This window comes from Halorubrum sp. JWXQ-INN 858, assembly GCF_009806985.1.
In the GTDB taxonomy this organism is placed as follows: domain Archaea; phylum Halobacteriota; class Halobacteria; order Halobacteriales; family Haloferacaceae; genus Halorubrum.
The window spans coordinates 49,944-73,722 of sequence record NZ_WUAX01000001.1 but is presented as its reverse complement, the minus strand read 5'-3'; the positions used below and the strand labels follow the sequence as shown (position 1 = coordinate 73,722).

The 23,779-nt window shown below is 67.7% G+C and carries 19 protein-coding genes and 1 other RNA gene; 10 read left to right on the top strand and 10 right to left on the bottom strand.

All coding sequences use genetic code 11. From position 1 onward, the window contains the following. Positions 1-278: 278 nt before the first annotated feature. On the top strand, positions 279-1,640 hold the full coding sequence (locus tag GRS48_RS00360) for an aminotransferase class III-fold pyridoxal phosphate-dependent enzyme (protein ID WP_159482967.1): 1,362 nt from the start codon (positions 279-281) through the stop codon (positions 1,638-1,640). Between the two features lie 82 nt (positions 1,641-1,722). Here GRS48_RS00360 and GRS48_RS00355 read toward each other — a convergent pair whose 3' ends face one another. Beyond that, a complete protein-coding gene (locus GRS48_RS00355) occupies positions 1,723-3,063 on the bottom strand; it encodes an amidohydrolase (RefSeq protein ID WP_159482966.1) in 1,341 nt (446 codons plus the stop codon). A 123-nt stretch (positions 3,064-3,186) separates the two neighbouring features. Here GRS48_RS00355 and GRS48_RS00350 point away from each other — a divergent pair, with 123 nt between their 5' ends. The 4 genes from GRS48_RS00350 (at position 3,187) to GRS48_RS00335 (ending at position 7,719) form a co-directional block, all read left to right on the top strand. Further along, the gene (locus tag GRS48_RS00350; RefSeq protein WP_159482965.1) at positions 3,187-4,155 is read left to right on the top strand and encodes a D-2-hydroxyacid dehydrogenase; all 969 of its coding nucleotides are present in this window, start codon (positions 3,187-3,189) and stop codon (positions 4,153-4,155) included. A 122-nt stretch (positions 4,156-4,277) separates the two neighbouring features. Next, positions 4,278-4,820, top strand: a complete 543-nt coding sequence (locus GRS48_RS00345) for a DUF4870 domain-containing protein (protein WP_200840176.1) — start codon at positions 4,278-4,280, stop codon at positions 4,818-4,820. A gap of 108 nt (positions 4,821-4,928) precedes the next feature. Then, positions 4,929-6,923: a 3-hydroxyacyl-CoA dehydrogenase/enoyl-CoA hydratase family protein gene (locus GRS48_RS00340; RefSeq protein ID WP_159482975.1), complete on the top strand. Its 1,995-nt coding sequence runs from the start codon at positions 4,929-4,931 to the stop codon at positions 6,921-6,923. 421 nt (positions 6,924-7,344) lie between these two features. Continuing rightward, positions 7,345-7,719 (top strand): cyclophilin-like fold protein, encoded by a 375-nt coding sequence (locus GRS48_RS00335; RefSeq protein WP_159482974.1) that lies wholly within the window; start codon positions 7,345-7,347, stop codon positions 7,717-7,719. A gap of 51 nt (positions 7,720-7,770) precedes the next feature. Here GRS48_RS00335 and asd read toward each other — a convergent pair whose 3' ends face one another. Next, the gene (gene asd, locus GRS48_RS00330) at positions 7,771-8,814 is read right to left on the bottom strand and encodes an aspartate-semialdehyde dehydrogenase (RefSeq protein WP_159482964.1); all 1,044 of its coding nucleotides are present in this window, start codon (positions 8,812-8,814) and stop codon (positions 7,771-7,773) included. 267 nt (positions 8,815-9,081) lie between these two features. Here asd and GRS48_RS00325 point away from each other — a divergent pair, with 267 nt between their 5' ends. Continuing rightward, positions 9,082-10,746, top strand: coding sequence for a Na+/H+ antiporter NhaC family protein (locus GRS48_RS00325; protein WP_159482963.1), 1,665 nt, complete (start codon positions 9,082-9,084; stop codon positions 10,744-10,746). Between the two features lie 423 nt (positions 10,747-11,169). Next, positions 11,170-12,351, top strand: coding sequence for a nicotinate phosphoribosyltransferase (locus tag GRS48_RS00320; protein ID WP_159482962.1), 1,182 nt, complete (start codon positions 11,170-11,172; stop codon positions 12,349-12,351). A gap of 37 nt (positions 12,352-12,388) precedes the next feature. Here GRS48_RS00320 and GRS48_RS00315 read toward each other — a convergent pair whose 3' ends face one another. Further along, positions 12,389-12,991, bottom strand: coding sequence for a TIGR00296 family protein (locus GRS48_RS00315; RefSeq protein WP_159482961.1), 603 nt, complete (start codon positions 12,989-12,991; stop codon positions 12,389-12,391). Between the two features lie 208 nt (positions 12,992-13,199). On the opposite strand from GRS48_RS00315, the gene rnpB reads away from it, so the two are divergent. Beyond that, positions 13,200-13,610: RNase P RNA component (rnpB, locus tag GRS48_RS00310), an RNA gene on the top strand. A gap of 116 nt (positions 13,611-13,726) precedes the next feature. Here the strand turns inward: rnpB and GRS48_RS00305 are convergent. Further along, the gene (locus GRS48_RS00305) at positions 13,727-14,659 is read right to left on the bottom strand and encodes a CPBP family intramembrane glutamic endopeptidase (protein ID WP_159482960.1); all 933 of its coding nucleotides are present in this window, start codon (positions 14,657-14,659) and stop codon (positions 13,727-13,729) included. Positions 14,660-14,812: 153 nt separating this feature from the next. Beyond that, positions 14,813-15,358, bottom strand: a complete 546-nt coding sequence (locus GRS48_RS00300; RefSeq protein ID WP_159482959.1) for an NUDIX hydrolase — start codon at positions 15,356-15,358, stop codon at positions 14,813-14,815. Positions 15,359-15,571: 213 nt separating this feature from the next. On the opposite strand from GRS48_RS00300, the gene GRS48_RS00295 reads away from it, so the two are divergent. Next, a complete protein-coding gene (locus GRS48_RS00295) occupies positions 15,572-15,727 on the top strand; it encodes a hypothetical protein (protein ID WP_159482958.1) in 156 nt (51 codons plus the stop codon). 242 nt (positions 15,728-15,969) lie between these two features. Here the strand turns inward: GRS48_RS00295 and GRS48_RS00290 are convergent, their stop codons facing one another. The 5 genes from GRS48_RS00290 to GRS48_RS00270 form a co-directional block, all read right to left on the bottom strand. Continuing rightward, positions 15,970-16,947, bottom strand: coding sequence for a hypothetical protein (locus GRS48_RS00290; RefSeq protein WP_159482957.1), 978 nt, complete (start codon positions 16,945-16,947; stop codon positions 15,970-15,972). A 519-nt stretch (positions 16,948-17,466) separates the two neighbouring features. Next, positions 17,467-17,931: a universal stress protein gene (locus tag GRS48_RS00285; RefSeq protein ID WP_159482956.1), complete on the bottom strand. Its 465-nt coding sequence runs from the start codon at positions 17,929-17,931 to the stop codon at positions 17,467-17,469. 91 nt (positions 17,932-18,022) lie between these two features. Further along, the gene (gene surE, locus GRS48_RS00280) at positions 18,023-18,859 is read right to left on the bottom strand and encodes a 5'/3'-nucleotidase SurE (RefSeq protein WP_321168212.1); all 837 of its coding nucleotides are present in this window, start codon (positions 18,857-18,859) and stop codon (positions 18,023-18,025) included. A 288-nt stretch (positions 18,860-19,147) separates the two neighbouring features. Continuing rightward, the gene (carA, locus tag GRS48_RS00275; RefSeq protein ID WP_159482954.1) at positions 19,148-20,209 is read right to left on the bottom strand and encodes a glutamine-hydrolyzing carbamoyl-phosphate synthase small subunit; all 1,062 of its coding nucleotides are present in this window, start codon (positions 20,207-20,209) and stop codon (positions 19,148-19,150) included. A gap of 204 nt (positions 20,210-20,413) precedes the next feature. Next, complete coding sequence (locus GRS48_RS00270; RefSeq protein WP_159482953.1) at positions 20,414-21,688, bottom strand: amidohydrolase; 1,275 nt, start codon at positions 21,686-21,688, stop codon at positions 20,414-20,416. A 416-nt stretch (positions 21,689-22,104) separates the two neighbouring features. Here GRS48_RS00270 and GRS48_RS00265 point away from each other — a divergent pair, with 416 nt between their 5' ends. After that, positions 22,105-23,778 (top strand): ABC transporter substrate-binding protein, encoded by a 1,674-nt coding sequence (locus GRS48_RS00265; protein WP_159482952.1) that lies wholly within the window; start codon positions 22,105-22,107, stop codon positions 23,776-23,778. Position 23,779: the final 1 nt, after the last annotated feature.

Below are 23,779 nucleotides of genomic sequence, written 5' to 3'. Positions count from 1 at the left end.
AGCTGACAGACGGCTCCGTTCCGCGCCCACGACGGCTCGCCGTACACCCGCCCCGACCGACGTGGGTCGTCGTTCAGCTCACGGGGCACGCTGGTTCGGCATCCGGTTTCAACGGTCGGCCGGGGCGACGCGCCCCAGCGTTCGCGTTCCACCCTTCAGCCTTTCGAGCCGCCAGTCCTGATCTCCCCGTTCCGAACGCCTCGCTTCGAACCCCTCGTTCCGACGGTGAACCGCACGCGAGAACAACTTTTAATGTATGGTGTACACGTTATCTGTGTATGAATAGGGACACCGCGGAGCCGGACGCCGGCGGGCTTCCGGGGCCGAACGCCGAGAAGTGGGTGGCGTACCACGGCGAACACGCCGCCCCCAGCGAGTACTCCCACGAGTTCGTCTGGGACGTGACGCGCGAGGCGGACGGCCCGTTCGTCACCGACGTCGACGGCAACGTCCTCATGGACTTCACGTGTCACATCGGGGCCGCGCCGCTCGGCTACAACAACGGGAAGGTGCTCGGAAAGCTCCGGGAGTTCGACCTCGTCGAGCCGATGAAGATCGCCGGGCAGGACATGTACTTCGGGGCGGGACCGGATCCCGAGTCGTCGGTGGTCCCCGGCTCCAGCCACCTGATGGAGAAGCTGACGGACGTCTCCTCGCGGTACGGGATGGACACCGTGTTCCTCTCGAACTCGGGGGCGGAGGCCGTCGAGAACGCGATGAAGGTGGCACACGATCACAAGCCCGCGGCGAAGTACGGCTACGCGTTCGGCGGGAGCTTCCACGGCCGGACGCTCGGAACCCTCTCGCTCACCAAATCGAAGGAGGTGTACACCCGCCACTACCCGGAGATCGCCGGGATCGAGACGGTCCCGTTCTGTGCGGACCGTGAGTGTACCGCGGCGACGTGCGACTGCGGGTTCTTCACCGGCGACGGGTCGCGGCTCCGGAACGCGCTCGCGCCGGAAGGTGGTCACGTGAACCCCGAGGAGGTCGCGTTCGTCGTGCTCGAACCGATACAGGGCGTCGGCGGCTATCGGTTCCCGAGCGAGGCGTTCATGGCGGAGGTCGGGGCGGTGACCGACGAGTACGACATCCCGCTCGTCGTCGACGAGATCCAGTCGGGCGTCGGTCGGACCGGGGAGTTCTGGGCCTCCGACCACTACGACATCGAGCCGGACGTCATCTCGGCGGCGAAGGCGCTGCGGGTCGGCGCGACCGTGTCGCGATCGGAGCTGTTCCCCGAGGAGAAGAACCGCCTCGGCTCCACGTTCGGCGGCGGCGACCTCCTCGGCTCGATGATGGGGGCGTTCACGATCGAGGCGATCGAGGAACACGACCTCCTCGCGAACGCGACCGACCGCGGTCGGCAGGCGCGCGAGCTGCTCGCGGACGACGCCCCAGGGTCGGTCGTCGACGTGCGCGGGAAGGGGCTGATGCTCGCGGTCGAGTTCGACGCGCCCGACCGTCGCGACGCCGTGGTCGCCGAGGCGCTCGACCGCGGCCTGCTCACGCTCGGCTGCGGGAAGAAGACGATCCGGCTACTGCCGCCGCTCGACTCGACGGAACGGGAGATCGAGCTCGGGATCTCGATCTTCCTCGACGCCGCGGCCGCGGCGGATTCAGCGTCGATCGCGGCGTAGCCGACGACTGGCCGATCCCCGCTCCCCTCCCTCTCCCCCTCCCTTCGAGCACCCTCCTCACGTTTCGCTCCGATCGAGCACCCTACCTCCCGTTTCGCTCCGAACGACAGTCGCTTCCCTCGGCGGCTTCGGTTCCCGTGGGGCCGTCGTCGGTCCCCTCGACGCGTAGGATCGACTCGGTCAGGACGTCGACGCCGATCCGGAGGCTCCGTTCGTCGACGTCGAACGCGGGCGTGTGGTGGGAGTCCGGGTGGTCGGTACCGACGATGAGGTACGTCGCGAGCCCGCCGTCCGCCTGAACGCGCTCCATCAGGAACGTCGCGTCCTCGCTCGCGCCGAAGTCCGCGGTGGGGACGACCTCCGTCACCCCGTCGACCCCGCGGGCGACGCTCGCGACGTGATCGACGAGCGCGGGGTCGCTGTCCGCGCGCGGCGACTCGCTGACGACGTCGAACTCGAGCGAACAGCCGTGTGACTCGGCGGCCCCTCGGAACGCCCGTTCGAGCCGGGACTTCGCGTACTCCATCAGCGCGGTCGTCTCGCCGCGGGCTTCCGCCTCGACGCGGGCGTGATCGGCGATCACGTTGCTCGCGCTGCCAGCCTCCGCGTAGCCGACGTTCACCCGGGTCATTCCTCCGCTATGCCGTGGGATCCCGTAGGCGTTCGAGATGGCGGTGCCGAGCGCCTGCATCGCGTTCTCGCCCTCCTCGGGTGCCTTCCCCGCGTGCGCGGACACGCCTTTGAACGCCGCGTCGACGTGACACATCGCGAGTGGACGCTCGATCCCGGCGACGACCCGTCCGGTCGGGTGATCGAGCCCGACGTGGACCGCGAACAGCCGGTCGAGCCCGTCGGCGAAGCGGCTCTCCGCCATCGGGTGGCCGCCGCCGCTCAGCTCCTCGGCGGGCTGGAAGAAGACGACGAACCGGCCGGCGAAGTCGCTTGCGGCGACCGCCTCGAGGACGGCGAGCCCCCACGTCATGTGGGCGTCGTGGCCGCAGGCGTGCATCGCCCCCTCGATCCCCGATCGGAACCCTTCGCGGGCGGGGAGGTGGTCCTCGTCGGTCGACTCCTCGATGAACAGCCCGTCGATGTCCACGCGGAGCCCGACGGCGGGCCCCTCGCCGCGGTCGAGGACGGCCACGCAGCCGGTGACGCCGCCCGCGGTTCGCTCCAGGACGTCCTCGCGGGCTCCGCGCTCGCGCGCGCGCTCGACCCACGGCTCGTACGCGTCGTCGTCGAGGACCGCCATCCGGTCGTCGGGATCGTAGGCTTCGCGGCCGACCGCGAGCTCGTCGACGTCGAGGCGCTCGATCTCCTCGACGAGCCGGTGGGTCGTGTAGAACTCGCGCCAGCCGGGCTCCGGATGGCGGTGGAACCCTCGGCGCAGCTCGACGAGTCGATCGGAAACGCGCTCCGTCATGTGCTCCCGTGGCACGCGGACGGACTTAAACGTACACGATCATCGTGTACTTCGACTACAAAAAAGGTAAGTAGCCGACCGTCGAACACCGGACATCACCGCCGTACGGCGGCGTGTTCACCAATGAGCGATCAGCCAGACGTCGTCGTCCTCCGCGAGGGGACCGAGGGACTGTCGATGGAATCGTACGCCGACCGGCTTCGGGAGCGGCTCCCCGACCACGAAGTCGCGCTGGCGCGGACGCCACGTGACGAGCGCGAGCTCGTCCCTCGGGCCCGCGTCGTCACGGGGATCTCCGTCGAGGAGGACCTCGTCGCGGACGCCGACCGGCTGGAGCTGTTCGCCTGCACCTTCGCCGGCACCGACCACGTACCGGTCGACGCGCTCGCCGAGCACGGCGTGGCCGTCACGAACGCGGGGGGGATCCACGCGCCGGGGATCGCCGAACAGTCGATCGGCAACATGCTCGTCTTCGCCCGACGGCTCCACGAGGGGTGGCGGCGCAAGTCGAACGCCGAGTGGCGCCACTTCCAGTCGTTCGAGTTGGCCGGAAGCACGGTGGCCGTGATCGGGCTGGGCTCGATCGGTCAGGAGGTCGTCGATCGCCTGCAGGGGTTCGACGTGGAGACGCTCGGCGTCCGGTACACCCCCTCGAAGGGCGGTCCGACGGACGAAGTCGTCGGGTTCGAGACGGACGCGATCCACGACGTGCTCGCCCGGAGCGACTACGTCGTCCTCGCCTGCCCGCTCAACGACCTCACCCGCGGGCTGATCGGGGAGTCGGAGCTCGCGACGCTGTCGCCCCACGCCGTCCTCGTCAACGCCGCCCGCGGGGGGATCGTCGACACCGACGCGCTGGTGTCGGCGCTCCGGTCGAACGGGATCCGGGGGGCCGCACTCGACGTGACCGACCCCGAACCGCTCCCCGCGGACCATCCGCTCTGGGGGTTGGAGAACTGCCTCATCACCCCCCACACCGGCGGACACACACCGAAACACTGGGACCGGCTCGCGGACATCGTCGCCGACAACGTCGCCGCGCTCGAGTCGGGCGACGACCTGCGGAACCTGATCGCCGCAGCCGACGACTGAGCGAGCGGACGGCGGTTCGACGGGGACCAGCGGGGCGTTTCGACGCTCGGAGTCGGCCTGCGCCCCGATACGGAGTGTATCTTTAATACATCAGTGAGCGTACCAGTACCGGAACGAGACATATGGTAACAGACACATCGTCTTCGGTCGAGGACGCCACGGCGGAGTCGGAAACCGACGAGCACGCGAACGGGGAGTCGAGTGCGGAAGAACGCGTGGACGAGGGGGTCGGCGAGGGGGCAAGCCCGTCGGCGGATATCGGGTCCGAAGAAGCGGTGGCCGGGGACGACGCCGCCGACACCGGAACCGGCCTGGACGCCAACGTCGCCGGCGCGCTGAGCTATCTGCTCGGACCGTTCACCGGGATCCTCTTTTACGTGTTGGAGCCCGAGGACGCGTTCGTTCGGTTTCACGCGGTACAGAGCACTGCCGTGTTCGGCGGGCTGTTCGTCGCGTCGATCGTGCTCACGGTCGTCTCGACCGTGCTGGCGCTGATCCCCGTCGTCGGCTGGATCGCCGCGGCCCTGCTCGGGCTCGGCAGCTTGCTGCTCGCGCCCGTGGCCCTCATCGCGTGGGTGTTCCTGATGTACAAGGCGTACAACGGCGAGGAGTACGAGGTCCCGCTGATCGCGTCGACCGTGCGGAAGTACGCGACTCCCGAGTGATCGGCGGACCCGACACGGCGACTGTTCCGATAATAAACAGCCACTCGGTTTCTCGTTTCAAAGATGGAAACGTTGAACCGCGGGCGTTCCGATCGCTCGGGCATGGACATGGAGCTCGAAGACGTCCAGCGTATCGCGGTGCTCGGGGCCGGGAACATGGGCCACGGCATCGCGGAGGTCGCCGCGCTCGCCGGCTACGACGTGGCGATGCGGGACATCAACGAGGAGTTCGTTCGGAACGGCTACGAGCAGATCGAGTGGTCGCTCGGGAAGCTCGTCGAGCGGGACCGGATCGAGGAGTCGGCCGCCGACGCCGCGCTCGACCGCATCGACCCCGTCGTCGATCTCGAGGCGGCGGTGGGGGACGCCGACGTGGTGATCGAGGTCGTCCCCGAGAAGATGTCGATCAAGAAGGACGTGTACGAGGAGGTCATCGAGTACGTCCCCGCCGAGGCCGTCCTCGTCACGAACACCTCCAGCCTCTCGATCACGGAGCTGTCGGAGGTCACCGACCGCCCCGAGCGGTTCTGCGGGATGCACTTTTTCAACCCGCCGGTCCGGATGGACCTCGTCGAGGTCATCGCCGGCGCACACACCGACGAGGCGACCCTTGAACTCGTCGAGGGGCTCGCGGAGTCGATGGGGAAGACGCCGGTCCGCGTCCGCAAGGACAGCCCCGGGTTCATCGTCAACCGGGTGCTCGTGCCGTTGATGAACGAGGCGGCGTGGATCGTCGAGTCCGGCGACGCGACGATCGAGACGGTCGACTCGACGACGAAGTTCGACATGGGGCTCCCGATGGGCTCGTTCGAACTCGCCGATCAGGTCGGCATCGACGTGGGGTTCCACGTCCTCGAGTACATGCACGAGGTGTCAGGCGACGCGTACCGTCCGTGCCCGCTGCTCGCCGAGAAGGTCGAGGCGGACGAGCTCGGCAAGAAGTCCGGCAAGGGCTTTTACGACTACGAGAACGGCGGTGCCGAGATCCCGTCGGACGCGACCGACGCGGACGTTCGTCGCCGACTGCTCGCGCTCATGGCCAACGAGGTCGCCGGCCTCATCGGCGACGACGTCGCGGACGCCGACGCGATCGACCGGGCGGTCACGCTCGGGGCCGGCTTCCCCGACGGACCGGCGAAGCTCGCGGACGCGGAAGGCCTCGACGAGCTGGTCGCCGTGCTCGACGCCTTGGCGGAGGAGACCGGCGAGGCCCGCTACGAGGCGGTCGACTACCTCCGCGAGGCCGCCGACGCGGGCGGGTTCTACGCCGCCGGGGACGGAGCCGGCGGTTCCGACGGCGACGGCTCGGCCGACCGGTACGCCTACGAGACGCTGTCGGTCACGGTCGACGAGCGGGTCGGCCACGTCGAGATCGACCGGCCCCACCGGATGAACACGATCAGCGACGAACTCCTCGACGAGCTCGCCGACGCGATAGACGCGCTCGACGCGGACGACGACGTGCGGGCGATCCTGCTCACCGGCGCGGGCGACCGCGCCTTCTCGGCCGGGGCCGACGTCCAGAGCATGGCGGCCGGCGGGGCCGACCCGATCGCCGCCGTCGAGCTCTCGCGGAAGGGGCAAGCGACCTTCGGGAAGCTCGAATCGTCGGACAAGCCGGTCGTCGCCGGCATCGACGGCTACTGTCTCGGCGGCGGCATGGAGCTCGCGACCTGCGCGGACCTCCGGGTCGCCTCGGAGCGTTCGGAGCTCGGACAGCCCGAACACGACCTGGGCCTGCTCCCGGGCTGGGGCGGCACCCAGCGGCTCGCCCGGATCGTGGGCGAGGGGCGGGCCAAGGAGATCGTCTTCACCGCCGACCGCTACGAGGCGGCGACGCTCGAGTCGTACGGGTTCATCAACGAACTCGTCGACAACGACGAGATCGACGACCGGGCCCGGGAGCTCGCGGCGGACCTGGCGGCCGGGCCGCCGATCGCCCAGCGATACACGAAACGCGCGATGCACGCCGGGCGGACCGACGCGGAGGCCGGGCTCGAGGTCGAGGCGATGGGCTTCGGCCACGTGATGAACACCGACGACCTCATGGAGGGGCTCACGGCGTTCATGGGCGATGGCGAGCCGGAGTTCGAGGGGAAGTAGGCCGAGCCGGTCGGCGTCTGCGAGAGAACGCGGTCGGCGCGCGCGAGAAACGCGCGCGAGGGAGCCCGCGGCTGCTTATAAAGCAGCCGCGGCGAGGTTGGGGAGGGTGAGGCCGCGGTTCGGGACGACGGGTACGGTAGGAGTAGAGCACGGGTACGACACGGTACGGGATTCGCTCCTCGTTCATCGCCACACCGCCCCCGCTGCCCCCGCCACCTCCGCCGCCTCCGCCGTTCTGTCATAACCGCTTATAAGTATCAACGGTATCTCCCGCCATCACTTATAAACACGGCTCGTGGCGGATCGGTCGGTCCGCATCCTTCAGCGATCGGCCCTTGCGGACGAGGACGTGTCGTCAGGAGAGGCGTTCAACAGCGCCGTCGGCGTGAGTATCAAGTCGTCCGGCCGCGACGGCGGCCCCATGAGCGACCTGACGATCCGCGTCGGCGATCACACGCTGCGGGCGACCTGGACCGACGACGCGCCGACGACGCGGGACGCGATCGCGGACGCCCTCCCGATCGCCGGCGAAGCGAGCCGCTGGGGCGATGAACTGTACGTCCGTACCCCGGTCGACGTCCCGGCGGAGAACGCCCGCGAAACGGTCCCCGTCGGCGCGGTCGCGTACTGGCCGCAGGGGAACGCGCTGTGTCTCTTCTGGGGACCGACGCCCGCGAGCGACGGTGCGGAACCGCGCGCGGCGAGCCCGGTGAACGTGGTCGCCGAGATCGACGAGGTCGCACCCCTCCGGTCGCTGTCGGGCGGTGCGACGGTGAGCCTCGAGTCGGCGAAGTGACGCTGGAGACGAGCCACGAGCGCCGGGCCGACGGAGTGCGGAACCGCGCGGTTAGACGTACCCTTCCTCGACGAGCAGTTCGCCGTTCAGCAGCGACGCGCCCGCCGCGCCGCGGACCGTGTTGTGCGCGAGGCAGTTGTACTTGATCCCCGCGGCGGTGTGTTGTACGCCGCCGGCGACGATCCCCATCCCGCCCGCGTACGTGCGGTCGAGGCGAGGCTGTGGCCGGTCGGGCTCGTCGTCGCCGAACACCTTGATCAGCTGGTCGGGCGAGCTGTACAGGTCGGCGCTCTCGAAGCCCTCCATCGCCGCGCGGATCTCCTCGCGGGAGGGATCGGCGTCGAGCTCCGCGAACACGTTCTCGAGGTGGCCGTCAAGCGTCGGGATCCGGTTACAGGAGGCCGTGACCTCGGCGTCGTGGAGCCGCACCTCGCCGCCGTCGAACGCGCCGAGGAGCTTGCGGGACTCCGTCTCCATCTTCTCCTCCTCGCCGCCGATGTGCGGGATCGCGTTGTCGATGATCTCCATCGACGTGACGCCGGAGTAGCCGGCCCCGGAGACGGCCTGCAGCGTCGAGACGTGGACCGTCTCCAGGCCGAACTCGTCGAGCGCGGCCAGGGTCGGGACCATCGTGATCGTCGAGCAGTTCGGGTTCTTCACGAGCGCGCCGTCCCAGCCCCGCTCGTCGCGCTGCACGTCGATGAGCCCGAGGTGTTCGGGGTTGATCTCGGGGATCGTCAGCGGGACGTCCTCGGCCATCCGGTCGTTCGAGGAGTTCGAGGAGACGACGTACCCCTCCTCGAGGAAGGCGGGCTCGACCTCCGCGGCGACGCCGGACGGGAGCGACGAGAACAGCAGGTCGACGTCCGCGTCGGCGACCGCGCCGGGGTCGGTCGCGACGACTTCCATCCCGGCGACGTCGTCCGGGATCGGCGTGTCGACGCGCCACTTGGCCGCCTCGCGGTACGTCTTCCCCGCGCTCTCGGCGCTCGCGGTGACGGCCGCGAGGTCGAAGGTCGGGTGGTCGTCGAGCAGTTGGATGAACCGTTGGCCTACGGCCCCGGTCGCACCGAGGATACCGACTCGTACTGACATTGTGCGTCACTGGGTCACAGACACGTAAGTGCGTTCGGATACGCGCCGATCCCGCCGGCACGCGGCGGCGCGACGGCGGTCCACCGGGCGGCTCGTCGATAGCCCGGAGTGGCGACGAAGGAGCCGCTTATCCGACGGAAATACGGGGGAAAGGGCCGCCGATCCGACGAGCATCCGGAGCGAAACCGCCGACTCGACGGCGGGGGACCGTCTCTGATCGCCGTACGAGGTCGATACTTAAGTGTCTCCCCGACACAGGACTCTGCCATGTCCGAGTTCGGAGCGCTGTCGATCGTCCCGCCGCTGCTCGCTATCGTCCTGGCGATCATCACCCGGAAAGCGGTGTTGTCGCTGTTCCTCGGCATCTGGTCGGGGGCGGTCATCTACACCGGCGGGCTCGGGATCGTCCAGACGTTCGAGTGGATCGTCGCCGCGATCGCCGACGACTTCCACGCGACGATCATCGTGTTCACCCTGCTCCTCGGCTCCGGGGTCGCGATGGTGTGGAACCTCGGCGGCACGTACGCCGTGCGCGACTGGGCCGTCAAGCGGCTCGACACCCAGCGCAAGGCGGGACTGGCGGCGTGGGGGCTCGGGGTCGTCCTCTTCTTCGACGACTACGCCAACACCGCCATCGTCGGCTCCACGATGAAGGACGTCTCCGACCAGCTGCGGATCTCCAGGGAGAAGCTCTCGTACATCGTCGACTCCACCGCGGCCCCGGTGGCGACGCTCGGCATCTCCTCGTGGGTCGCGTTCCAGCTGTCGCTCATCGACGAGGGGTACGCGGAGGCCGGCGTCGCCGCCGCGGACCGCCCCAGCACGTTCGAGGTGTTTCTGAACTCGATTCCCTTCAACATGTACTCCATTCTCGCGATCGCCATGGTCGTCATCATCGTCCTCTGGCGGCGCGACTACGGGGAGATGCTCACCGCCGAACACCGGTCGTGGACGGAGGGGAAGGTGACCCGTGACGAGGCCGTCCCGATGCAGGACGTGGCCGCGGACCTCGGCGAGCCCCCCGCGTCGACCCCGCGGCTGATCAACTTCTTCCTCCCGGTCGCCGTGCTCATCGCGGTCACGGTGGGCACGGCGTTCTGGACGGGCGGGCTCTCCGCGGTCACGCTCGTGACCGACCCGAGTACCGCGGGCGACCAACTGTGGACCGCCGTCATCGACGCCGACTACGCGACCGCGCTCATGATCGGCGCGTTCGCGATGGTCGTCTCCGGCTTCGTGCTCGGGAAGGCGTACGGGATCTTCGGGGTCGCCGACGCGACCGAGTACACCATCGACGGGTTCGGGATCATGCTCACGGCGGTGTCCATCCTGGCGCTCGCGTGGGGGATCGGCGAGGTCATCTCAGCGCTGGAGACGGGCAGCTACGTCGCGGACGCGACCGTCGGCACGGTGCCGCAGTCGGTGTTGCCCGCGCTCGTGTTGGTCGTTGCCGCGTTCATCGCCTTCTCGACCGGAACTTCGTGGGGGACGATGGGGATCATGACCCCGATCGCCGTCCCGGTCGCCTGGGAGATCAGCGGCGGCGGCGCGGAGGGCCACACGCTGGTGGCGGTGATGGTCGGCGTCATCTTCTCGGGCGCGATCTTCGGCGACCACAGCTCGCCGATCTCCGACACCTCCGTGCTGTCGGCGACGTTCACCGGCGCGGACCTCATCGACCACGTCCGCACGCAGCTGTACTACGCGGTCACGGTCGGGAGCGTCGCCGTCGGGCTCCTGCTCGTCTGGGGGCTCACGGGGATCACGCCGCTGGTCCTGCTCCCGATCGGCGTGGTCCTCCTCGTCGCTCTGGTGTACGTCCTCTCGGAGTTCGACGCCCGCCGCCGCGGGATCGACCCCGTCTCCGTGAACGAACCGCGAGACGCTGACGACGGACCCGTCCGCGTCGCCGGCAGCGAGAAAGGCGAGTGAGGAGGACGGGCGTTCGGGACGGACTCGGCGTATCGGCGTTCGGGACGGATCCGGCGTATCAACGTTTAGGACCGACATCGACGCGTCGGACCCTTTAACCGTCCCCGACGGCTACCACCGGTCGCGTGCCACAAGTCCCCGCGCGAGTACTCCCGGACGGGAGCGATGACGACGCGGAGAACCCAGGCACGGTACATATCGGTCGCCGGTCCGCCGGCGACACGTCCGCCGCCACGTAGGCGGTCGCCCGCCACGAGGGTTTCCCGGTCGACACGGCACGCCGCCGGAGATGAGACCGGTCGTTAGTGTCGCGGGCGACAGTGCGGTTCCGACACCGCCGAGCCGGCGGCTTTCCGAACGCGACGCGGGCGAGCTCACCCGTGACCCGGACCCTTTTCGTGTCCGCCCGGAAAACCTCACGTCATGACGGAGTTCGACATCGTCGACGCCGACGCGATCCGCGAGGGACGGGCGACCGACGCCTACTTCGAGCGGACGGAGGCGACCCTGGAGGCGGCCGGCCGAAACCCCCGCGTCGTCGTCGAGGTGACGGCGGACCAGTTCCCGGACGGGGAGTTCGAGCTGTTCGCCGGGCTCGAGAACGCGGTCGCGCTGCTCGAGGGCCGTGACGTCGACGTCGACGCGATCCCCGAGGGACGGCTGTTCGACGGCGGGCCGGTGATGCGCATCGAAGGGGAGTACCTCGAGTTCGCGCGGCTGGAGACGTCGCTTCTGGGGTTCCTCTCGCACGCGTCGGGGATCGCCACCGCCGCGCTCGACTGTCGCGTGGCCGCGCCGGACGCGAGCGTCCTGTCGTTCGGGGCGCGACACGTCCATCCGGCGATGGCCGCGACGGTGGAGCGATCGGCGCTGGTTGGCGGGTTCGACGGGTTCTCACACGTCGCCGCCGGCGACCTGATCGGACGGGAGGCGTCCGGGACGATGCCGCACGCACTGATGATCTGTTTCGGGCCGGGCGAGCAGGAGGCGGCGTGGCGCGCGTTCGACGACGCCGTCGACGAGTCGGTCCCCCGGATCGCGCTGTGTGACACCTACACCGACGAACGCGACGAGGTCCTCCGCGCGGTCGAGGCGCTCGGCGACCGGCTCGCAGGCGTGCGCCTCGACACGACGGGGTCGCGGCGCGGCGACTTCAGACACATCATCCGCGAGGTCCAGTGGGAGCTCGGCGCCCGCGACCACGACGACGTCGACGTGTACGTCTCCGGCGGGCTCGGTCCCGCCGACCTCCGCGAGCTGGCCGACGTGGTCGACGGCTTCGGCGTCGGCGGGTACGTCTCGAACGCCGATCCGGTCGACTTCGCGCTCGACATCGTCTCCGTCGACGACCGCCCGGGCGCGAAACGCGGGAAGCTCTCGGGGACGAAGGAGGTGTACCGCACCGCTGACGGCGGTCACGCGGTCGTCCTCGCCGACCGACCGGGCCCCGAGGGCGGCGAGCCGCTGCTGCGCCCGCTCCTCCGGGACGGGGAGCTCGTCGACGGGGGCGCGGAGGCGTTCGACCTCGACGCCGCGACGCAGCGGGCGCTCGCGGACGCGGAGCGGGTCGGATACGCCGGAGAAACGGGAGCCGGCGGGGACTGAGTCGGGCCGACCGAACGGTCGTGACGGCGGGTGCGGCCTACAGCTCCTCGACGGCGCCGCCGTCGGGGCGCTCGCGGAACACCTGCCCCTCGATAAGCGTCACCATCGTGTCCTCGTCCTGCCAGGCGTTCGGGGAGAGCTTCGCCTTCCGGCACGCGCGTGAGAGGAACTCAGCGCCGGACCAGCCGTTCTCCACCGGAAGGGTCGGATAGAGCCAGCCGTGGGAGTTGCCGCCGTCGACCGCGACGCCGTGGGTTCCGAGCTCGAGGTCCGCGAGCGGGTCGTTGGTGAGGACGGTGTTCGAGACGATACAGACGGAGACGGTGATGTTGTCGAGCTCCTTGGGTTCGACCTCGGACCCGCAGGAGTCGCCGGACGCCGCCTGGATCGCCGCCTCGACGATAGAGTGGCCCAACTGATCGGAGGAGTCCCACGCGCCCGCACAGCCCCGAAGCCGACCGCGACCACGGGTCGACTGGAGGCGGACGAACGCACCCGTTCGGGCGTAGAACGCCTCCCGCATGCTGCCGGGTTGTTCCCGCTGTCCCTGTCGAACGAACGACTCGACTGCCTCTCGCGCGAGTTCGACCGCTCGTGCCCCGTCGTCGTAGGAAAGCTGAACGGTCTGGGCCTCGGACATACCTCCGCTTGTGCTGCTGACGACTTGAACGCTTCCCTTGTCGATGAACGTTCGTGAGGGACGCTACGGCCGGGAACACGGACCAGGGACGGTATGGTTCGATCTACGGGCGTCCGAGGGACGCTTGACAGTTCGGTAACCTTTCCGCGCCGGGTCGGGGTCCGACCGACCGAACCCCTTATTGGTCGTCGTTGGGTACCGATCGGTGGACAGAGGGAGCCCGACTCCCGTGCACACGCATGAGGAAAGTCCCCCCACCGGCCGGACGGGCGACCGGGCACACGCCCGGAGTCGGAGACGGCTGGCTCTGGAACAGCAACGACACCCCCCGCCCCGACCGATGAGGTGCGCGCGGCCGCCGTCGGCGGCCGCCGGCGTTCACGGGTTCGCCCGCGAACGCGCGAACCGACCCGCAAGGGAAGGGAGTTAACCCACCGAGGGCGCGTGGCGACCGACGCCACGCCCGGGCCGCGCGGCACCGCCGCGCGGGCGACGGGCGGGAACGGATGGAACGGCGAATCCTCGCCGGTGCAAGTCCGTGCCATCAGGTAGTCCGGCCACGGCACGGACGCTTAGCCGAATGTCGGGATGAACCGAAGGGGGCTTACTCCCCTCAGTCCGCCAACGACCCCGAGCCGTGCGGCCGTCGCGCGTCGTCATCCGTCCGTCGTAACGGCCGTCGTGCGGGCGGCTCGCCGGGCGCTTCCCTCGTCGTCACCGCGTGGCCCCGAGCCGTCACACCGGCAGGAGCGTCGCTCCCGCCTCCGCCATCTCCTCCAGTTCGTCGAAGTACACCACGCTGACGTACAACAGCGTGAAGATCACGGCGTTGTGGAGGCCGTGTAACAGCGACGGGACGACGATGTTCCCCGTGTACTCGTACACCACGCCGAAGATCAGGCTGGGGAAAAAGAGGATCGCGACGGTCGTGAGCCGCCCCGTGATCCCGCCGGTCAGCGCCATCACGTGGATGAGCGCGAAGATCGCGGAGGCGATGACGATAGAAGGGGCGGCCGGCAGCGACTCGCGGAGCCGCCCTTGGACGACGCCCCGGTAGAGGAGCTCCTCGCACGGTCCGATCACGAGGAACGACGCCAGGATGAACAGCGGGACGATCGCCGGGTTCTGGAGGGCGACCTCAGCGCTCTGGTTCGCCGCGGTCTCGACCCCGATGAGCTGGATGATCACCGAGATCCCGATCACGGAGATCAGGATGGCGACCCACCCGACGACGACGATCCCCAGCTCCAACAGGGAGGGACGGCGGACGCCGAGATACTCGACGATCCCCGACCGGTCGAGCCCGCGCCAGGCCAGGTACGCGACGGCCAGCCCGGCGAACGCGACGTACTGGCCGACGAACAGGGTGAGCACGAGCTGGGCCACGAGCGAGAGCTCGAAGACGACGTCGAGCGCGAAGACGCCGATCCCGCCGACCAACGCGATGAGCGGGCCGAGCACGCCGAGCCCGAGCGCCGCGGCGATCGCGACGGCCGGAGAGTCGCCCGAGGCATCCCCGGTGCTCTGATCGGTATCGAGGGGGTCGGCGGCGTCGCCGCCGTCCGTGTCGGGCGGTGTCGTTCCGGAGGGATCGACGGCGTCGTCGCCGTCACCGCCGTCGCCGGCCGACGGGGCGACGGGATCGTCGTCGCGGGAGGTGTCCGTCATCGGTCGTCGTTGGGAACGAACGGTCAAAGGGTTGTCCGTCCCGTGAGCAGTCCTTTCCTCCCGTCCGTTTCCTTCCGTCCGTTTCCCTCCGTTCGTTTCCCTCCGTTCGTTTCCCTCCGTTCGTCGCCATCCAGCGGGCCCGCACCCGGCGCGTCAGCGACGCGTGAGCTCGTACTGTAACACCGCGGTCGCGGTCCGACCGTCGCGGAGGTGGCCGTCGACGACCCCGGCGAGCAGGTCGTCGTAGTCGACGACGTCGACGCTGATCGACTCGTTGTGATCGAGGTCGCGCTCGGCCGTCGGCTCACACCCGGTGGCGAGGAAGTGGTGGTGAACGGAGTCGGACACCCCGTTCGTCGGCTCGACGGTGATCAGGTGCTCGAAGGCGGCCGCCTCGTACCCGGTCTCCTCGGCGAGCTCCCGGGCGGCCGCGCGCTCGAGGTCGTCGGCGTCGGACGGTTCGACGGTGCCGGCGGGGAGCCCGTGATTCACCCGACCGACGGCCTGCCGCCACTCGTCGATGACGACGACGTCGCCCGCCGGCGTGAACGGGAGGACGACGACCGCGGGCGGCTCGTCGACGTAGTGGAACGCCGCGTCCGTCCCGTCCGGGAACCGAACGTCGTCGCGGCGGACGTCGAAGCCGGGACAGCGGTACTCGATCTCGGTGTCGGTCGTTTCCCACGCGAGGTCGTCCATACGGACGACTCCGCCGTCGGCTACTTAAACGCGCCGTCGAGCCGACCCATCGACGGCCGACTCACCGACGGCCGATCCATCGACGGCCGACCGTGATCGGGAACCGATACGACGGGACTACCGGTCGGTACGGCGAGCCAAACCGGGATAACTCGACTGAATCGGGGCGAACGGGCGTCCCGTACTAACCGTCGGGCGGTCGTCGGCTCGGACATGACCGAGTGGGAAGCCAGAAACGTGCGAGCTCTCGTCGACGACTTGGACCGTGCGGGTCGTGTCTCGTCGGCCGTCGCGGAGCGTGCACGGCTCGCGATCGACGACGGGCGCTATCAAGACGCGCTCGACATCGCGCTCGGGGAGCGGCGCTGACCGCAGAGAACGTTTTCGACGGGGTGGAGACGGTCTCTCTGAGGTGTCGAAACGGTTTCGGCGGCTCTGTTGAGATCCTTCGTAGCCGGATATAACCTGACTCGGTTTCGGTCAGTATAGGAGATCTGCAGCATAAATCCCGAGACATCTGACTCTTGCGTAGCGGTGTGCAAGATACGGAGGGTGTAGTCAGCAGGCAATTCCTATCACACTCATCGGAATAAGGCGGCTACCTAACGTTCTCATTCTGGTGTTGGTTCCGTTTCAATGTCAAACGGTTTCGTCTCTACTGTCTCATGAGTGTCGCCTTCGACAGTCATTTGGTATAATAGCCCTTCTGCTGTGTTGCGTATTTCTACACCATTGAGACGGACCTGAACCGAGGCGAAATCGCTGTCCGAATCCGGCAGCAATCTCATCGAAACCGTCGAACCATTGATCGTTGCTGTCTTTAAGACTCCACCACGCACTTTCTCTTCAATTACTGGCCCTCGGATCGTTCCGTATTCATCCATCGTAGACGTATCGATTTCCATCACTACTTCCTCAGTTTCCGGCACGAGCCAATCAATAGTGAGTACCTGTGTATCACTGTTTTCCATCATGCCTCTTGGGTATAACGTGGGTGGAAGTTGCTGCGGATCGAAAACTTGGAATTCATGCTGAGAGGGATTCACATGGTCATCGGACGATTGAACGTCGTAACTGGCCGTAGTCATTGCTTCGACATCGATACAGTCGAACCCTGTCAAATTCAACCCGATTGGATCTGCTTGCGTTATATTTTCCGGCGTGGTAAGAACGAGATCGATCATCCCATCAGCCATCTCTACTGTGTCGATGTCCGTGTTGGGTTCTTCGGGGAGCCTCCCCGTCCATCGGGTCACTTCTGGGGAGTAGTCGGGAGGTCGTTCACGCTCTTGGGTCGGTTCTACTGATAGGTTCTCTAAATCCACGCCGTACTGTGCTAATACAGTGACATCTACGCTGATGTGATGTTCTTGATTTTCAGGAGGTAAGTTCCGTCCCTCTACGTTTGCCTGCGACGGGTGTATCTCGAGATACTGCTCGCTATGGAATTTTCGTATAATATCAGATGAAAACAAACTCAAGGTGACCCACGGTTTATCACGTCTACCTGGCCCCAGTGATCCCAAACAGCCAGAAACAGCAGCACTCACAGAGGCACCTCCTAAGATGATATATTCTCGACGCTTCACTTTGTAAATTGTAGACACAGGCACATATATCTCTTCTGTACAGGAAGTCCACGTATTGGTCAGGTTTTGAGCGTAGTTTCAGAACTACATACGCCGAACCAGTAGGTCCAGATGAGGTTTTATTATGAACTAACATGATATACCACGCATGGTGTCATCAGATTCCATTTTGATGTACGAGGCGGATAAGCGGAAGCCACTCGATAGTAGCCGCGAACGTACCTTTCATCAGGGGTGGGAAGACGCATTGGAGGGGGGTCCATATTCAGAAGGGACATTCAATAAGCTAAGCTGGCAAAACCTTGGAAACCGTCTTGGCTGTCTCTTTGGAGATGTACCTGAAGAAATGCGAGACGAACTTATGTTCTGGGCGGAGCGGCAACGCCGCCTTGATTAATTAGCACCGTTCAGTGACCCGCTGTTTCAGACGCAAACATGGTTGAATAACAGGATTTCAACAGAGCCGTTTCGGCGGATCGTGCGGTGAGGAAGCGGAGCGGGCCGCGGCGAGGGGGACGGTCAGTCGTCCTCGACGGCGTCGAAGCAGGCGACGACCGGACAGTCGGCCTCGAAGAGGACGTCCTGCGTGATGCTGCCGAAGATCGCCTTCCCGACCGGCGACCGTCGCCGACCGCCGACCACGAGCAGGCTCGCGTCCGCGTGTGTCGCGTGTTCGACCAGCTCGGTCGCGGGGTCGCCGACGAGCCCGACCGCTTCGACCGGCGGCTCAAACACGCCGCCGTCTTCGCTCGCATCGCCCAGCGCGGCCCGGAGGGCGGCCTCCGCGACGGCCTCGGCGTCCGCCCTGACCTCCCCGAAGGCACGGGCCCCACCGTCCTCGCCCGTCGTCGCGGTCTCGAACTCCGCTTCCGAGTAGACGTGAACGACGTGCAGCGGTTCACCGAGCCCCGCGGCGAGACGGCGGGCTTCCCGGATCGGACCGGCCTGTTCGTCCGCCGCGGACGTCCCGACGATGACGGTCATATCGGCCGTACACGACGCCTCGGAATAAACCCGGGCGGTCGCCGGTAACGACGGGCTTCGCGGGCGCGTCGGGATCGGGATGGCACCGGAGTCACTCGTCCGCCGGGAGCGAAACGGTCTCGCCCACCCGGTCGCTCGCGACCGCGCGCGAGGTCGCCAACGGCGAGACGCTCACCTCGCCCTCGACGACGGCCAGCCGGTCGGAGCCGGGGTCGTCCGCGACGTCGCCGCGCAGGAACTCCCGCCAGAAGCGGTCGCGAAGCTCCATCCCCATCTCGCCGCGCCGCCCGGCGGACCCGCCCTCGGAGGGGGCGTCGTCGCCCGGGTGGTATTCGATAACGTCGAACCCGCGGGCGGGCTCGGTCACGCGGTAGGTCGGGTCGGCCGCCGCCTCGTCGTCGGCGGCGGGGACGTTGACGTTCACCACGTCGGCCCCGAGCGGTAACCCCTCGTCCTCGAACCGCGTGACGAGGTCCGCGGCGACCTCGCCGGCGAGCGCGAAGTCGCCGTGGCCGGCCGTCGGGGAGATCGGGAGGTTCCCCCGGTCGTACAGCGACAGCGCGATCCCCGGGATCCCGAGGAACGACGCCTCCATCGCGGCCCCGACGGTCCCCGACTGTCCGAGGATGTGTGCGCCGATGTTCGGCCCGTGGTTACAGCCAGACACGACCAGGTCCGGGTCGAGGCCCAGCGCGACGTCCGCGACCGCCACGCAGTCGGCGGGCGTTCCCTCGACGGCGTACCCGAGGTCGGTCTCGGAGTATTGGACGGTCGTGTCCCACCACGACCGGGCCCCGCCGACCCCGGACTGGTTCGTCGCCGGCGCGACCACGGTCACGTCGTGATCGGCCGCGAGCGCGTCGTACAGCGCCCGCAGCCCGACCGCGTCGATTCCGTCGTCGTTCGTGAGGAGGATATCGCGTGTCACGTCGATCCCTCCGGGCCGACGCGACAAAACGCCGCCGGAACGTGCCGTCGTCGGGGTCGAACGGCGGCCGGACCGGGGACGTGGGTGTCGAGGAGTCCGGATGCGAGAAGCGTCGATTCGCCGGGCGAGAAGCGGTGGATTGGGTGAGAAAGGCGCCGAGTCGCGGAGCGAGATGCGGCGGGGTGGGCGGGAGAAGCGGTGGGTCGGGGAGGGGAACTGGTACTCCGTGCGGTCGGACGGGGGAGAGCGGTCGGGCGGATCGGGTGACCGTTCGGGCGGCGACCGTGGTCAGTCGGCCGCGACGCGCGTCCGGGTGTCCGTCAGCGCCAGCACGTCGTCGAAGAAGCCGAGCGAGTCGTGCGGGCCGGGGTTCGCTTCGGGGTGGTACTGGCGGGTGATGACGTCGAGCTCCTCGCTGTCGAGCCCCTCGACGGTGTCGTCGTTGACGTTCACTTGGGTCACCTCCAGCGGACCGGTGTCGGCGACGGTGTAGCCGTGGTTCTGCGTCGTCATGACGACCTTCCCCGTCCGGAGGTCCTTGACGGGCTGGTTGACGCCGCGGTGGCCGAACGCCATCTTCTCCGTCGTGCCGCCGAGCGCGCTCGCGACGATCTGCTGGCCGAGACAGATGCCGGCCATCGGGAGGTCGCCCGCGAAGGCGTCGACGACCGCCTGTGCGTCGACGAAGTTCTCCGGGTCGCCGGGGCCGTTCGAGACGAACAGGACGTCGGGGTCGACCGCGGCGACCTCCGTCGCGGCAGCGTCGTACGGGAAGACGTGGACGTCCGCGCCGCGTTCCGTCAGCGACGAGATGATGGACCCCTTCGCGCCGCAGTCGATGAGCGCCACGTCGACCTCGCCGCCGCCCTCGTGGACGACCGGCTCCGACACGGACACTCCCGCGCCGATGTCGACGTGGTCGCTCATCGGGACGCACGCCTCCATCTCGGCGATCGCGTCCTCGGGCGTGACGTCCTCGCCGGCGACGATCCCGCAGGCCATCGCGCCCTCCTCGCGGACGGAGGTCACGATCTCGCGGGTGTCGACGTGGTCGACCGCCGGGACGCCCTCGGCGGCGAGCCACTCCGCGACGTCGGCGGTGAGCTCGCGGGCGATCGCCGCGCGCGGCTGGACGGAGTCGGACTCGAATCGCTCCGATCGGACGCCGTAGTTCCCGATCAACGGGTACGAGAAGGTAAGGACCTGTTCGGCGTAGGAGGGATCGGTGAGCGACTCCTCGTACCCAGTGTACGCGGTCGTGAACACCAGTTCACCACGTGTACGCCCCGGCGCACGGCCGCGTGCTTCGAACACGCGTCCGTCGGCCAGCGCGATGTAGGCGTCCGACATTACGAGATACGTATGTACCGAGCGTAATAAGTGCGTCGTTCGAAGATACGCTACGATATTCGTAATCATGGGTCGAGCGCCGGATCCTCGGTACGTCCGAAGTACGTCACGGACGGGCTACAGGGGGTGAACCTTCCGCTTCCCCGGATCGAAGGGTGGGGGATCGCGAAGGCAGGAACCGCCCCGAACGCCGTGCGGCGCGCCTCAGAAGGACCGAAGCGCCTCGACGACGGTGTCGACGCCGATCCGCATCGACTCCTCGTCGATGTCGAACTCGGCGGTGTGGTGGCCAGCGACGTTGCTCGCGCCGATCCCGACGTACGTGGCGATCCCGCCGGACTCCTGGACTCGCCGGATCAGGTAGGAGGCGTCCTCGCTCCCCCCGAACTCCTTTCGCGGCCGGACCTCCGTGACCGCGTCGAGGCCCGCGGCCGCCTCGGCGACGAGCGTCGCGGCCTCGTCGTCCGCCTCGAACGTCGTCGTCTTGCCGTACAGCGAGGTCCCGACGTCGACGTCGTGCATCGACGCCGCGCCGTCGACGATCCGTCTCGCGTGTGAGAGCATGTACTCGTTGAGGTCGGCCGTCCCGCCCCGCACCTCGACGCGGAGCGTCGCCCGCTCGGAGATGACGTTCTGCGCGTTGCTCGATTCGACCATTCCGACGTTGACCCGGGTCACCCCGTCGCCGTGCCGGGGGATCCCGTAGAGGTTCGTGATCGCCGTCGAAGCCGCCTGTAGCGCGTTCCGGCCCTCGTTGGGCGCGCCGCCGGCGTGGGCGGGTGCACCGGAGAACTCGACGTCGAGCTTCGCGTTCGAGAGGGGGTGTTCGTAGGCGGTGACGACCGTGCCCGTCTCCTCGTCGAGCCCGACGTGGAGCGCGACGAGCAGGTCGACGTCGTCGAGGTGGTCGGTCTCGCTCATCGGGAGGCCGCCGCGACCGCCCTCCTCCGACGGCTGGAAGAACAGCTTGAGCGTCCCGTCGAACCCCTCGTCCGTGCCGTCGGCGTCGGCGAACTCGCGGGCGATCCCGATCCCGATCGCCGTGTGGGCGTCGTGGCCGCACGCGTGCATCTCCCCGGGGTTGACGCTCGCGAACCCCTCCGCGGCCGGTCGGTGGTCGTCCGCCCGCGACTCGTCGCGCTCGAGCGCGTCCATGTCGACCCGGACCCCGACGACCGGGCCGTCCCCGAACGATCGAGTGGCGACGGCCCCGGTGATCCCGTCCATCCGCTCGAGGTACGCTTCCGGCGCGCCAGCCTCGCGTGCGCGATCCTCGGCCGCCGCAAGCACGTCGTCGCTCGGGAGCCCGAGACGCTTCTCGGGAACGACCGCGTCGGGACCGAGCGCGACGTCGTAGCCGAGTCGTTCGAGTTCCTCGGCGACGAGCGCGGTGGTTCTGAACTCCTTCCAGCCGGCCTCGGCGTGGCGGTGGAGGTCCCGTCGGATCCCGACGAGCCCCTCGTCAGCGTACCATGACATACATCACCAGTGCCGCATGCGGGAGTTAACTGTACCGGAGCCGGAACCGAGATCGCGGAAGCGGCGCGTGGCTGTCACGGAGGCGGCGCGTGGCTGTCACGGAAGCGACACGCGACTAGCCACGGAACGACACGTGACTATCCACGGAAGTTGCCTGTGATCGTCCAATACATGCCTTCTCATGGCATGACTATATAAAGGCGATCGCGTATTTCGATCGGTCGTTGATCGGGTGTTCGGGACGGTTCCAGAGGTGCCGGTACGGGTATTATTCGTCGGGAAACGTGATCGAAACCATACTCTTCGGGGAGTATGGGTTTGTTTCGACCATCGTTGACATTTACATTATTTAAAAGTATATCAATCATACGAATAATTGCGAAACGCTTATACCTCGCCATGAGTCCACTTAGTTGATGCGCGATATCACAGATCAGTACAACCGACGTTCCTTCCTTCGCCGCGCCGGCTCCATCGGAGCTGTCGGTGCGACGGCTGCGATCGCAGGCTGTGCGGAGGACGACCCGGACGACGACAGCGGTTCCAGCGCTGCAGACCCGGACGACCTCGGGGAGCAGCTTCCCGCCGTCACCTACCTGAACAACCCCGAGAACTACAACCCGGCCCGGCACGACGCCATCAACCTCGTCGCCGACCAGCTCGAGGAAGTCGGCCTCGAGGTCGACGTCGAAGTGCTCGAATGGGGGACGCTGCTCGGACAGGTAACCGAGGACTACGACTACGGGATCTCGACGTGGTCCCGTGGGCTCGGCGTGGACCCGGCCACCCGTATCGTCGAGATGTTCCACTCCCGGAACACCGGCCCCGGCGAGGGCAACTTCTACGGCTACGAGGACGACACGGTCGACGAGCTCCTCGACGCCCAGCAGATGGAAACCGACCCCGCCGCCCGCCGCGACCAGTGGCAGGACATCCAGCAGGAGATCTCCGAGGACGTTCCGATGACCCCGATCATCGAGGTCGCGGAGCTGATGGCGTACAACAACGAGACCTGGGAGAACTTCGAGGGCCACATCCGCGGGTTCAACTACCTGTGGACGATGATGCACATCGAACCGATCGGGGACGACGACGAGCTGTGGGGCACCTGGGCGGAGGTCCTCGAGAACCTCAGTCCCGTCAGTAACGTTCGGACGCAGACGAAGGTTCGCGTGCAGAACCGCATGATCTACGACTACCTGGTCAGGTTCGACGACGCCGTCGAGGCGGACCCGGACCTCAGCCTCGCGGAGGACTGGGAGCTCGAGGACGAAACGACCGTTATCTTCCACCTGCGCGATCACCAGTGGCACGACGGCGAGGAGCTGACCGCCGAGGACGTCGCGTTCACGTACAACTACATCCAGGAGCACGAGATGCCGGCGTTCGCCGTGCAGCGCTCCCTCTACGAGGACGCGGAGGTCATCGACGACCGCACGGTCCAGCTCAACCTCACGCAGCCGGTCGGCCCGCTCCACCAGATCCTCTCGGCGGAGATCGCCATCCTGCCCCAGCACATCTGGGAGGACATCGACAACCCGCTTCAGGAGGTCGTCGAGGAGCCGGTCGGCTCCGGCGTCATGCAGTTCGACTACTGGGACCGCGGCGAGGAGTTCTCGCTCGTTCGCAACGACGACCACTGGATCGAGATGCCGTTCAGCCGCCGCCTCTGGCAGATCATCCCCGAGGAGTCCACCAACTGGCAGCTGCTCCGTGACGGCGAGATCGACTACCTCCCGTTCTCGCGGGTCGGCCGTCAGCTCTTCGAGAACCAGGAGGAGCCGAACATCAGCATCGCGGAGACCCCCAGCGACTCCTGGTGGCACTTCAGCATGAACCTGCGCGAGGAGCCACTCGGGGAGCTCCCCGTGCGACAGGCGCTGGCCCACGCGATCCCGAAGACCGCGGTCCGCGACCAGCTCCAGTACGGCTTCGGCGAGATCGGCACCTCCATCGTCACCTCCGCGTTCGAGGACCTCTACACCGACGACATCACCATCTACGAGGAGGGCGTCGACAACGGTCTGGCGGTCATGGAGGACGCCGGCTTCCTCTTCGACGAGGACGGCTACGCGCACTACCCGAACTGAT

Bases quoted from the DNA above. Each gene is read 5' to 3' on its own strand.
- GRS48_RS00320 (WP_159482962.1), top strand. From the start codon at position 11,170: ATGACGGAGTTCGACATCGTCGACGCCGACGCGATCCGCGAGGGACGG.
- GRS48_RS00345 (WP_200840176.1), top strand. From the start codon at position 4,278: ATGGTAACAGACACATCGTCTTCGGTCGAGGACGCCACGGCGGAGTCG.
- GRS48_RS00285 (WP_159482956.1), bottom strand. From the start codon at position 17,931: ATGACCGTCATCGTCGGGACGTCCGCGGCGGACGAACAGGCCGGTCCG.
- GRS48_RS00270 (WP_159482953.1), bottom strand. From the start codon at position 21,688: ATGTCATGGTACGCTGACGAGGGGCTCGTCGGGATCCGACGGGACCTC.
- GRS48_RS00325 (WP_159482963.1), top strand. From the start codon at position 9,082: ATGTCCGAGTTCGGAGCGCTGTCGATCGTCCCGCCGCTGCTCGCTATC.
- GRS48_RS00360 (WP_159482967.1), top strand. From the start codon at position 279: ATGAATAGGGACACCGCGGAGCCGGACGCCGGCGGGCTTCCGGGGCCG.
- GRS48_RS00355 (WP_159482966.1), bottom strand. From the start codon at position 3,063: ATGACGGAGCGCGTTTCCGATCGACTCGTCGAGCTGCGCCGAGGGTTC.
- GRS48_RS00295 (WP_159482958.1), top strand. From the start codon at position 15,572: ATGACCGAGTGGGAAGCCAGAAACGTGCGAGCTCTCGTCGACGACTTG.
- carA (WP_159482954.1), bottom strand. From the start codon at position 20,209: ATGTCGGACGCCTACATCGCGCTGGCCGACGGACGCGTGTTCGAAGCA.
- GRS48_RS00350 (WP_159482965.1), top strand. From the start codon at position 3,187: ATGAGCGATCAGCCAGACGTCGTCGTCCTCCGCGAGGGGACCGAGGGA.
- GRS48_RS00305 (WP_159482960.1), bottom strand. From the start codon at position 14,659: ATGACGGACACCTCCCGCGACGACGATCCCGTCGCCCCGTCGGCCGGC.
- GRS48_RS00300 (WP_159482959.1), bottom strand. From the start codon at position 15,358: ATGGACGACCTCGCGTGGGAAACGACCGACACCGAGATCGAGTACCGC.
- GRS48_RS00315 (WP_159482961.1), bottom strand. From the start codon at position 12,991: ATGTCCGAGGCCCAGACCGTTCAGCTTTCCTACGACGACGGGGCACGA.
- GRS48_RS00340 (WP_159482975.1), top strand. From the start codon at position 4,929: ATGGAGCTCGAAGACGTCCAGCGTATCGCGGTGCTCGGGGCCGGGAAC.
- GRS48_RS00335 (WP_159482974.1), top strand. From the start codon at position 7,345: ATGAGCGACCTGACGATCCGCGTCGGCGATCACACGCTGCGGGCGACC.
- asd (WP_159482964.1), bottom strand. From the start codon at position 8,814: ATGTCAGTACGAGTCGGTATCCTCGGTGCGACCGGGGCCGTAGGCCAA.
- GRS48_RS00265 (WP_159482952.1), top strand. From the start codon at position 22,105: ATGCGCGATATCACAGATCAGTACAACCGACGTTCCTTCCTTCGCCGC.